The sequence below is a fragment of the Nostoc sp. ChiQUE01b genome (assembly GCF_034531255.1).
GTDB lineage: Bacteria > Cyanobacteriota > Cyanobacteriia > Cyanobacteriales > Nostocaceae > Nostoc.
In genome coordinates, this window is sequence record NZ_JAVRBM010000056.1 from 1 (window position 1) to 11,358 (window position 11,358).

Below are 11,358 nucleotides of genomic sequence, written 5' to 3' on the forward strand. Positions count from 1 at the left end.
GTCTAACATCAGTCCATATAAATTGATTTTTTATTGTTTGTGAGAAATTCGCGTATAACTTTTGATTATTCAACCACACTTAGAAAATTGTAGGTTGGGTTAAGCAAAGCGCAACCCAACAAAGCTCAGGAAATGTTGGGTTTCTCAACCCAACCTACGTAGAAGTTGAGTTTTAGGCTTAACTGAACTGTATTGGGTTATAAATAAGTAGCAGTTCAATATTTGTTCTTTTTATGACTTGGCAAGTTGGCAACTCTAAGAAAATTAACTGTGTTATTTTCAATACTATACAAGGTGTATTTGCACTTTCAAGCTATTTAGACGGGCTGCAACCCGTCTTTTTTATCCCTAGATGGTTTTAAAATCTCGTTAAATCTCGTTTATGGGTAGAACTGAAAATGCTCTTTAATTTAACTATATACAAACTAGTAACAGAGCCATTGAGAATGGCTCTGTTAGGGCAGGATTGTTAGAAGCACCCGGACTTTTTCAAGCAAGGCACTCCCTGGACAAATTGAGCAGGGAGCAATGCTAGAAAGCATTATTAGACTAATTTCAGGTTTGATTTAGCCGAAGAAAACCGTATTGTACAAATTCTCCAGACTAGTGTTTATCTTTTGTCTCTAGAAGCTCCTATTCAATTGTCTGTTCGTTAGTCCAATCCTTTCTGAATAAAGAGTAACTTTTAACTAATTACTCCTGAAAGCGGGTGCAGTATTGTTAAATGAAAACTATGTCTGGTTTCAATTTTCAGATATCGTTCTTGCAAAGGTTGCCACTGCTGCCACGACTGGTAACGATTTTCAGTTAACAATTTAGCAAGGGTGGGCAACTCTGTCTGAATTTCTGACTTGTATATATCTGCAAGCCAGTCAGTTAAAACGGCACTATCTTGCATCGTACCTAAAATTTCTTGGATATTTTTCACTTCTGTAATATAAGCTTCGTAAGATTCGCCATATAAGTCAGTAAATAACTCCATTTGATAGCGTATACGTTTAGCTTCTTTTCGTAAACTATGAAGACTTTCACCTTCTGTTGTCAATTGTTTTTCTATCTTTTTTGGTTTCCAGTTTTTCTGGATTTTCACTTCTGATTCTACAATTTCAGTACCAACTAGCCAACCCGGATGCAATAAGAAGTTACTCACTTCTGGTAAAAGTAAGTCTGGTAGCACTTGCTGAATGGCAATAGATGCCAAAGGTTGATAAGTAGGTTTCTCTAACCACTTATCCAATGCATCTTTTAAAGACTTGTAAGATTCATCGTTTAATGTTTTCTGCACACTCGATTGTACATCTTCACGTTGTTTAGCTAAAGCTGTAAAAGCTGTTTGTAGAGATTCCTGTTCTTTGCGGGGTAAGTTTGGTTTATAATTGTTTTCCAAACTTTCTTTGAGTACGTCTAAATCTCGCAGATTACCAAGACGACGGGCTATTTTACCAATATTTTTATCGCTGACTGGTTTTGACACATCCACTGCTAGCCCAAACCGAGTTACTGCTGTCCGTAAGCGGCGCATTCCCACTCGCATTTGGTGCAGCGCTTCTGGATCTTCATCTTTCTTTACTGATTTTTCCCACTTTAAGGTTTTCTTAAAGTGTTTTTCAATCGCTTGGTAGGCGTAGTCACCGAGAGTTTTTACTGTAGGTTGTGTAGCTAATTTCATAATGGTCTGAATGATTACCTCATGAAGTTATTGCATAATAACAATATTATTTAATAATTTACATCTACTTTTGATATTTTTTATGCCATGAGGATTGTCGGGTATGCTTATGACTATTGATAGTTGCATCCTCTGTTATATACAGTAGAGTTCAGCAGCAAAGCAAGGAAAGCTCCGCCAATGCGTCAGAATTAAGAATTCAGAAGAAAAACAGGCTTTGTATCTGACTTTAAAATTTAGATTGTGTACTTCATCAACTTGAAATCTGCTGTACATACAACATCTATCAAAGGTTTAAATAGCAGATTCACCTCGTCAGTTTGATGTCAGCTATAGGTTTGAGATAAATATTTTACAGAAATTTAATTTTGTATTATAATAATATATATAGTTAATATTTATGTAACTCTCAATATAATTTAAAATGCCAAACCTACATTTACTAAATCAAGTTTTATTGACTTTTGGAGATTATTTTCAAGAACATAGAGAAGACTTATCAGCAGTACTGCTAACACATCAGAAGTATTTATGGTTGGGGTCAGATGAAACCTCAACTATTGAGCGTCTCTCTTTGGTTGATACTGATAAATTTACAGATCATCAACAATTTAGTGTAGCAGAATTTATCAATTTACCTGCACCAGAGGAGGAAGAAATTGATGTAGAAGGACTGGCTTACGCTGAAAATTACTTATGGTTTGTTGGTTCTCACAGCTACAAACGCAAAAAATTCAAACCCGAAAATACAGATGCTAAAAACTTTAAAAGGCTAGCAAAAATTGAATCAGAACCTAACCGTTATATTTTAGGACGAATTCCTCTGATAGACGGTAAGCTATTCTCATCTTGCCCACATCCCCAAAAGCCAGATGTGCAATTAAATGCCGCTAAATTAGAGGTGACGAATCAGGGTAACTTGCTGATGACAGCTTTAGCAGATGATGCCCATTTAGGCTTGTTTATTCAGGCAGGAATTCCTGGAAAGGATAATGGCTTTGATATTGAAGGAATAGGCATTTATCAAAACCGCGTCTTTCTAGGTTTGCGGGGCCCTGTATTGCGGGGTTGGGCTGTGGTGCTGGAAATAGAGTTAGAAGATTCTACTCCTGGACTGATGAAACTAAAGCCAATTGGGGAATTGCAGGAGTTATATAAAAAGCATTTTATCTGGTTGAATGGTTTGGGAATTCGGGATTTGTATGTAGATGATAAAGATTTGTTGATTTTAGCTGGGCCAACAATGGATTTAGATGGGCCCGTGCAAGTTTATCGGTGGGTAAATGGTGTGAATTTGCGAGAAAATGTTTTCAGCAATCCCGATTTTGTGCAAGATATTCCTTATGGAAATCGAGAAGAACACGCTGAAGGAATGACGCTGTTTCAGGATGTAGCTGGTATCCCTTCGCTATTGGTAGTTTATGACTCTCCAGCAAAAAGTAGGCTGGTGGGTGATAGTAGTGTAATTGCGGATGTGTTTAAGTTGGGCTAATTTGAATTTTAGATTTTGGATTGCTGAGAAAGTTGGATGGGCAATCGTCTGTGGTATATGTGGTAATCTTAAATGTTAGTAGAGATTGCTTGTACGGGGCAGCTGGGGATACACTGTTCGCAGACAATACAGCGCGATCGCGTGAATGTCAACTTGTACGTCTCTGGCTGGAGGGTGAGCGCTTCGGTAGGACAAACCCCAGTACACAAACCACAGTGCACACACACATCCTCATCGATCGCAATTTCACCTAATGTAGAAGAAACATTAACATTACGCGATCGCATCCACTCAATCGCCGCATCTAATTGATCGATGTCTCCTGATAATTCCACTACCAGTTTGCCAATTTGATTTGGGGCAACTTGGGCGCGGATAATATTGGCGGCGACGTTGAACTCTTTGGCCAGTACGTAAGTGACTGGCATTTGCACGGCGCGTTTCGGGAAGGTGAGTGTTACTCGTTTTTTCACAGGTTTAGCAGAAGATTTTTTCTGTTGTAGCGTATTGAGAGTTTTATCAGTCCTTCCCTACGATAAGTTGCACGAACAAGCAAGCCAAGAAAAGGACACTGCTCTTACCTCAACATACATAACACCATTTCCAAAAATCTTTGCAACACATAAATCGGCTGTAGGGGCGTACAGCTAGCTGTACCATTGGTGTCAACTTCAGGTAAAAGTTAGTCTAGAAAAAGCTTTTAGCAGATTATCTGGTTATCTCGTTCCCAGTCTCCGACTGGGAATGCCCCTCATTGAAGCTCCGCCTCCTGAACTCGCGGCAGAGCCGCCAGGAGTAGCATTTCCAGCCAGAGGCTGAAAACGAGATTTTAAAAGGGTTTTAGAGTTGCCCTCATCCCTTAACCCCTTCTTTCAACATGGGAGAAGGGGAACTGGAGCGGCTTCTTGAAAAAGTTCGGGATCTGAGCCTCTGTGTACTAGAAAAAATTGTAAGTAAGGTAGTATAAAGCTGGCGTCTGCAAAATGTTTCTTTCCTGCATACCATCTGCTCCTAAGTAGGTAGCTAGAAAATCCAATTAAAATTAATCAATATTGATATTTGTTATGATTTTTAACCGCAAATATAGACCTTTTGGAAGATGCTTTAAAATTAAGTATTGATATTATATTAAGTTTGCCATTTAAGTTTATTACTTGTTATCTGTGATATCCATTTTAACTTGGAAAGCTAGCTTTTAACATGAAAATTTTAGTTGTCGAAGATGACAAGTTAAATGCATACTCACTTACCACAGTTTTAACTAACCAAAACTATGCGGTTGAAGTTGCCACTGATGGTGATATTGCTTGGAATTTTATTCAAACTTACGATTATGATTTAATCCTCCTAGATGTAGTGTTGCCCAAGCTGGATGGCATTAGTCTTTGTCGTCAAATCCGGTCTAGTGGTCTGCAAATGCCAATATTGTTATTGACAGGGTGCGATAGTAGTCATGAGAAAGCGATCGGACTAGATGCAGGCGCAGATGACTACGTAGTTAAACCCTTTGACACAGAAGAGTTAATTGCTCGTGTTCGAGCACTATTGCGTCGCAAAGGCGTAACCTCACAACCTGTGCTGGAGTATGGTGGGTTGCAGCTAGACCCTAGTAGCTGTGAAGCGATCTATGCTGGAAATCTGCTGCCACTTACTCCCAAAGAGTATGCTCTTTTAGAACTATTCTTGCGAAATACTCGTCGGGTGTTTAGCTGCGGCATGATTTTAGAACATCTTTGGTGTTATCAAGACACTCCACAACAAGAAGCTGTTCGCACCCATATCAAAGGGTTACGACACAAACTCAAAGCTGTAGGAGCGCCCAGTGATTTGGTTGAAACAGTTTACGGTATCGGCTATCGGCTGAAACCACTGGCAGAAGAGGAGAAGGGCAGGAGAGCAGAGGAGCAGAGGGGCAGAGGGGAATTAGATCGTGAAAAATCCTTGGTTCCGAATCTCAAATCACAACAGCAAACATTAATAGCAGTTGCGGAAATTTGGCAACGATTTCAAGGGCGTGTAGACGAGCAGGTGAGGGTGCTGGAGGAAGCGATCGCAACTTTAAACCAAAATAGTTTAAATCCCGATTTGCGATCGCTTGCAGCCAAAGAGGCACATACCTTGGCGGGATCTTTAGGTACTTTTGGCTCACCTCTTGGTTCAAAATTGGCACGCAATATCGAACTGTTACTGAGTTCTGGTCAAACCCTGAGTCAATCTGAGATTAGCAACCTCGAAAGTTGGGTAAAGTTATTGCGTCGGGAAATTGACGGAAACGAAGCAGCGACAATATCTCCATCACCAACCTCACAGGTATTAAAAACAGTCACGCAATCGCTGCAAAATGACCCATATACAAAAACTAAAATATTGGTTGTGGATGACGATCCGCAAATTCAGGCATTTTTACAAACCTTACTTAGTCCTTGGGGGCTAAAAGCGATCGCTCTTGAAGATCCGCGTCAGTTCTGGGAAATCTTGGAAATAGTTACGCCAGATATGCTGATTCTGGATGTGGAATTACCTTATACAAATGGTATAGAACTTTGCCAATTAGTACGCAACGATTCGCGCTGGTGTGAGTTACCCATTCTATTCCTCACTGTGCATAGCAATGCCGAGATCGTAAATCAAGTTTTTAGCGTTGGTGCTGATGACTTTGTAAGTAAGCCCATTGTCGGACCAGAACTAGTAACTCGGATCGTCAATCGCTTAGAACGGATGAAATTGCGGCAGCGCGTCGTGACGCAGGGAGGTAGAGGGGCAGGGGGAGCAGGGGGAGCAGGGGAAGATGAGGGAGCAAGGGGAGATAGGAAAGTAAATTCTTCCTTGTCCTCCTTGTCCCCCTCATCCCCCTCATATCCCTCATCTTTCAATTTACAAGCCATTAACGAACTGGAATTGCGAGTAGCAGAGCGCACTGCTGAGTTAATTCGGGTGAATCAACAGTTGCAGTCACAACTTGATGAACGTCAACGGACACAGGGAGAATTACGGTTCTCTCAAGCCCGATTTGCACGAATTTTAGATATTGCTGATGATGCAATTATTTCCATTAACGGGTTCCAAAGCATCACTTTGTTTAATCAAGGAGCAGAGAAGATTTTCGGCTACTCGGCCCAGGAAGTGATTGGACAGGGACTTGATTTACTCTTACCACAGCGTTTTTTTCAAGTGCATCGTCAACATGTGGTTGACTTTGGCCAATCTCCCAATGTTGCCCGTCGGATGGGAGAACGGCGAGAAATCTATGGACGCCGCAAGGATGGTACTGAATTTCCAGCCGAGGCTTCCATCTCCAAAATAGAGATGGATGAGGAAATATTTTATACGGTTATCTTGCGAGATATCACAGAACGCAAACAAATTGAACGCATGAAAGATGAATTTGTCTCCGTTGTTAGTCATGAACTCCGCACACCTTTAACTTCGATTCATGGCTCTCTCGGAATGCTAGCCAGTGGTTTGCTACCAACAAACTCAGAGCAAGGAAAACGTCTACTGCAAATTGCGACTGATAGCAGCGAACGCCTAGTACGTTTAATCAACGACATCCTAGACATTGAGCGCATCGAGTCGGGGAAGGCGAAGATGGAACCAGAAATCTGCAATATCGTTGACTTAATCGTTCAAGCAGTAAATGTCATCCAGCCTCTGGCTGACAAAGCAGGAGTGAAAGTATCTGTTTGTGCCCTATCTGGCCAAATATTGGCAGATTGCGATCGCATTGTCCAAACATTGACCAATCTATTGAGTAACGCCATTAAATTCTCGTCTCCTGGATCTACCGTTTGGTTGGAGGCGCAACAACAAGGGAATGAAGTTTTGTTGACAGTCAAAGATACCGGACGCGGTATCCCAACAGACAAAGTTGAGAGTATCTTTGAGCGCTTTCAACAAGTTGACTCTTCAGATTCACGCAACCATGATGGGACTGGTTTAGGTTTGGCAATTTGCAAGAGCATTATGCAACAACACGGCGGACGCATCTGGGCTGAAAGTGCATTGGGTAAAGGTAGCACTTTTTACGTCACTCTGCCATTATTTAGGACTTTCCAAAATACTGATTTAGAAGACTCTTCCAACATTCCCGTAATTCATAGTAGTTACGAGCCGACCACAAATAGCCAACTAAGTCCAGATACAGAATTTTTGAGCACCGGGCGTGTGACTACCAAGGAATTTGAACAACGGGTGATGAAGTTACTTGAGGGCATTACACTGAACCAACAAGAGGATAGCAGTGATGACAACAAAGCAAATTCTAGTGGTTGATAACGAGCAGTATATTCAAGAAGTTGCCAAGATTTGCTTAGAAACAGTCGCAGGCTGGAAAGTAGTGACTGCGAGTTCTGGCCAAGAAGGCATAATTAAAGCTGAGACTTACCAACCAGATGCAATTTTACTAGATGTGATGATGCCAGAGATGGATGGCATCACTACCTTTGAAAAGTTACAAGCCAATCCATTAACCAAAGCGATTCCAGTAATTTTGTTAACTGCTAAAATCCAGGCTTCCGATCGCCGTCGCTATGCCCAGATGGGAATGATTAGTGCGATCGCTAAACCATTCAATCCTCTAGAATTAGCTGCTGAAGTAGCCGTAGCCTTGGGCTGGAGTCTAGAAAAGTAGAACAAAATCTATATAGCAATCCGATTTGATTTGGTGAATTACTCGTAGGGACTGGGGATGGTGGGGCCCCCTCTGGGGATAAGAGGTAATGGGGATTGGGGACTGGGGAAGGTGGGGCCCCCTCTGGGGATAAGGGGTAATGGGGACTGGGAAGAAGGAATAAAGGTGTACCTAGCTCCCTTAAAAATCAAATATGAGTCCTATAGCAAATTAATTTATAAAAAGTAGACGTAGGGAAAAGTGATTTAAAAGTTTTTTTTAGGTATTAAAAAATACAATGGAGAAAAATCAATTCAATTGTTCTTGAAATACATAATATAAACCAACAACTTAAATAAATTGTAACTTAGTTGCAAGATTAGCTATTTACTACAATTTAAGTTGACCAAGAACCTTTTTTTATCAAACAGAATTCAGGAGTCAGGAGTCAGAATTCAGAATGAATTCTGTACAAGTGGTGGATGAATAATCGGGTTTAAGACCCCCACTAAATCGAACATTTAGTGGTCTTCAATTAGTCGGGGATTCAGACCCGCCACTAATTGATTCTGACTTCTGAATTCTTCTTCAAGAATAGTAATAACTTATAGTTATATATGTCTTAAAATTAATTTAAATTTTATTAACAAAAATTAATATATATTTGCTGAACTACTTGATGTTGTAAAATAAGCAGTGGATTTTGTCGATTAACAAATTAAATCGTAATTTGCTTATTTTTGGTAATGAAGACCAAAACAATTGGACATAATCAGCATTTTCATTTCACCGAATTAATATTACGGATGGGTCTAATTGACGAACCACTCATTTTGGTATTATTGCTTTTTCTTCTTCGGTATCACTCTTGCCCGATACTTTCTGATTGCTGGCGGAGCATACTTGCTCTTTTATTTAGTTCTGGGGAAGTCTCTCGCCAACAAGAGTTTGCGTTTGAAACCGTTGATGAATTGTTCCATTAAAAAGGATATTGAATTATCAGTAATCTCCACAGTAGTTTTTGCTATTTCTGGAGCGTTTATGATCTCAGAGTATAATTTGGGAGCAACCCTATTATACGCTGACATCTGGAAATACGGACTGTGGTATTTAATAGTTAGCTTTATTGCAGTGCTAATTCTTCAGGATACTTACTTTTATTTTATCCATCGGATGTTTCACCACCCTCTAATTTTTAGATGGATGCATTATGGACACCACCGTTCAGGAGAGCCAACGCCCTGGAGTTCTTCTGCCTTCGACTTCCCAGAAGCGATCGTACAAGCACTTTTCTTTGTAGGTGTAAGCTTTATAGTTCCACTACATTTCGTCACCTTAGTTGCCGCACTTATAACTATGACAGTATGGGCAGCATTTACCCATCTCGGATTTGAGCTATTTCCTTCCTCATCTAAAAGTTACTGGATTGGAAGGTGGCTTATTGGTTCTATGCATCATTCCATACATCATCGTAAGTATAAAGTACACTACGGTTTGTATTTTACGTTTTGGGACAAACTGCTTGGTACTGAAGATCCTAATTATGAAAACGAAACCCACACAAGGGAGTTTTAACTATAGCAGTCCTCAATCATTTGTGAAATATTTTTCTGTTGGCTGTCATTAGTTATTTGTCCTTTGTAATCACAAATGACAAAGGACAAATGACTACTGACTATTTAATTTTTGTCGAATTCTCAAGCTTGTTTGGATTCACCCAACGATTGACAAATTCGTTGTTATATTTGTACACCTTGATTTGCACTTGCTTGGAACTTAACTTGACTATTTCAGCAGGAATTCTTTGGACATCGCTAGAATCTGTGCGGGGCTTGTAAAGCCAAATGACTTTTTGCCCAACTTGAAAGTTGTTAGGATTGCTAGTTAAAGAAGGCATACTTTCTGCCCAAGAGGGGAAAGCAACTGCTAAGTTGAGCAAAAGTACTAAGACCACTAGAGTGATTTGAAAAAGTTTCATAATCATTGCACTTGTCTTAGGTTTGATGGGGCAATCAATCTGCTGCTCTAGCATTTAGTTATTGTCCTTCTTTGGGTTCTCAAAGTTGAAAGATCGTTAGACTAAAACTTCTTTAGACAATTTAGTAAAAGTTAAAATATTTACTGATTTCAGGATAAAACGATTTGTGGAATAAAATCAAATAGTCTTATTTGTTAAAACGATAATTTAGATTTATATATAGAAGATTGTGTTGCAAAAATACGTTTGAGAACAAATGGAATAGCTGAATTAACAATTTGATTTTATGAAAGCGATCGCTGCTTATCCTTAAGCCAAAAGAAATATTTTGACTCAGACATTCAAGCGATCGCCTTGTGTGAAATTTAAGCAGCCCAAAAAATTGGGGCAGGTGACAAACCCGCCCCGACATCTGATATACTGCGCCCAACAGCTGTGGCTACAGGCTTTAAACTATTAACTAAATGCACCATATCTTCTAAAGAAAGTGCTTGACGGGCATCAGAAACAGATTTTTCTGGTTCTGGGTGACATTCAATAATTAATCCATCTGCACCACAAGCGATCGCAGCCCTAGCCACAGGTGCGACCAACTCCCGTTTGCCGACGGCATGAGAAGGATCTACAATTACAGGCAAGTGAGTTATTTGCTTGAGTGCTGCCACTGCCCCTAAATCTAGGACGTTACGGGTGTAATCATCGAAACTGCGGATACCTCTTTCGCACAACACCACATTAGGATTCCCGTGGCTAAGGATATATTCAGCAGCCATGACAAATTCTTCAATAGTCGCTGCTAAACCACGTTTGAGCAGTATTGGTTTACCAGCTTGTCCCAAAGCTTTGAGCAAGTCAAAGTTTTGCATATTGCGGCTACCAACTTGAAGCATATCAGCGTGGGCGACGACTACTTCAATTTGGGAAATTGACATTACTTCCGTGACAACTGGCATATTGTAATGCGATCGCACCTTGGCTAAAATCTCTAATCCTGACTCTCCCATACCTTGGAAAGCGTAGGGAGATGTGCGGGGTTTGTAGACACCGCCACGTAACCCCTGTACTGATGCAGTAGATAGCTTTTGGGCGACTATCTCCATTTGTTCTAAGCTTTCAACAGTGCAGGGGCCGCCGATAATTACCAGTTCTTTACCACCGAAAGCGACTTCTTTCGAGATTTTAACGATTGTTTGGTGATTTAAATGGGATTGTGCAGCAAGTTTGGCATTAATCATGATTACATTCTCCTGAAAAGTTAAGTATTGGGGATTGGGAATTGGGGATTGGGCATTGGGAATGGAGAAGAGACAAGGTAGACAAGGAAGAGGGGGGAGACAAGGGAGAGACTTGTCCTCTTGTCCCCAGTCCCCAATCCCCGATAAAAACAAAAAAGCCCGAAACCTTTAAAAGTTCCGGGCGCGTTCAGATTCATTGGCATGACGCTATTTACCCGGAATTTATTCTGGGCCAAAAGTAAAAGCCATAAAACCAACTACAGAAATAAGTCATGACAATGAAATTCTCCTTAAAAAAACAAAAACCGCAGAGTTTGCTCTGCGGTTCACCGGGCGGTTTCCATTAGGAAACTTAATTCACTCCCGGTGAACCAC

At 40.5% G+C, this 11,358-nt stretch carries 8 protein-coding genes; 4 read left to right on the forward strand and 4 right to left on the reverse strand.

Going from position 1 to position 11,358, the window contains the following annotated elements:
- Window positions 1-685 precede the first annotated feature (685 nt).
- On the reverse strand, window positions 686-1,669 hold the full coding sequence (locus tag RMY63_RS28430) for a CHAD domain-containing protein (protein ID WP_322731912.1): 984 nt from the start codon (window positions 1,667-1,669) through the stop codon (window positions 686-688).
- Window positions 1,670-2,093: 424 nt separating this feature from the next.
- Between RMY63_RS28430 and RMY63_RS28435 the strand changes: the two genes are divergently transcribed.
- The gene (locus RMY63_RS28435; protein WP_322731913.1) at window positions 2,094-3,161 is read left to right on the forward strand and encodes a DUF3616 domain-containing protein; all 1,068 of its coding nucleotides are present in this window, start codon (window positions 2,094-2,096) and stop codon (window positions 3,159-3,161) included.
- Window positions 3,162-3,229: 68 nt separating this feature from the next.
- Here the strand turns inward: RMY63_RS28435 and RMY63_RS28440 are convergent, their stop codons facing one another.
- Complete coding sequence (locus RMY63_RS28440; RefSeq protein ID WP_322731914.1) at window positions 3,230-3,634, reverse strand: NIL domain-containing protein; 405 nt, start codon at window positions 3,632-3,634, stop codon at window positions 3,230-3,232.
- 727 nt (window positions 3,635-4,361) lie between these two features.
- On the opposite strand from RMY63_RS28440, the gene RMY63_RS28445 reads away from it, so the two are divergent.
- The 3 genes from RMY63_RS28445 (at window position 4,362) to RMY63_RS28455 (ending at window position 9,345) form a co-directional block, all read left to right on the forward strand.
- Window positions 4,362-7,433 carry a response regulator gene (locus RMY63_RS28445; protein WP_322731915.1) on the forward strand — a complete coding sequence of 1,024 codons (3,072 nt, stop codon included), beginning with the start codon at window positions 4,362-4,364 and terminating at the stop codon, window positions 7,431-7,433.
- A complete protein-coding gene (locus RMY63_RS28450; RefSeq protein ID WP_322731916.1) occupies window positions 7,405-7,791 on the forward strand; it encodes a response regulator in 387 nt (128 codons plus the stop codon). Before RMY63_RS28445 ends, RMY63_RS28450 begins: the two co-directional genes overlap by 29 nt.
- Window positions 7,792-8,586: 795 nt before the next feature.
- Window positions 8,587-9,345, forward strand: a complete 759-nt coding sequence (locus RMY63_RS28455) for a sterol desaturase family protein (RefSeq protein ID WP_322731917.1) — start codon at window positions 8,587-8,589, stop codon at window positions 9,343-9,345.
- Between the two features lie 100 nt (window positions 9,346-9,445).
- Here RMY63_RS28455 and RMY63_RS28460 read toward each other — a convergent pair whose 3' ends face one another.
- Both RMY63_RS28460 and aroF read right to left on the reverse strand, forming a co-directional pair.
- Window positions 9,446-9,748 carry a hypothetical protein gene (locus RMY63_RS28460; protein WP_322731918.1) on the reverse strand — a complete coding sequence of 101 codons (303 nt, stop codon included), beginning with the start codon at window positions 9,746-9,748 and terminating at the stop codon, window positions 9,446-9,448.
- Between the two features lie 365 nt (window positions 9,749-10,113).
- Window positions 10,114-10,983 (reverse strand): 3-deoxy-7-phosphoheptulonate synthase, encoded by an 870-nt coding sequence (gene aroF / locus RMY63_RS28465; RefSeq protein WP_322731919.1) that lies wholly within the window; start codon window positions 10,981-10,983, stop codon window positions 10,114-10,116.
- Window positions 10,984-11,358: the final 375 nt, after the last annotated feature.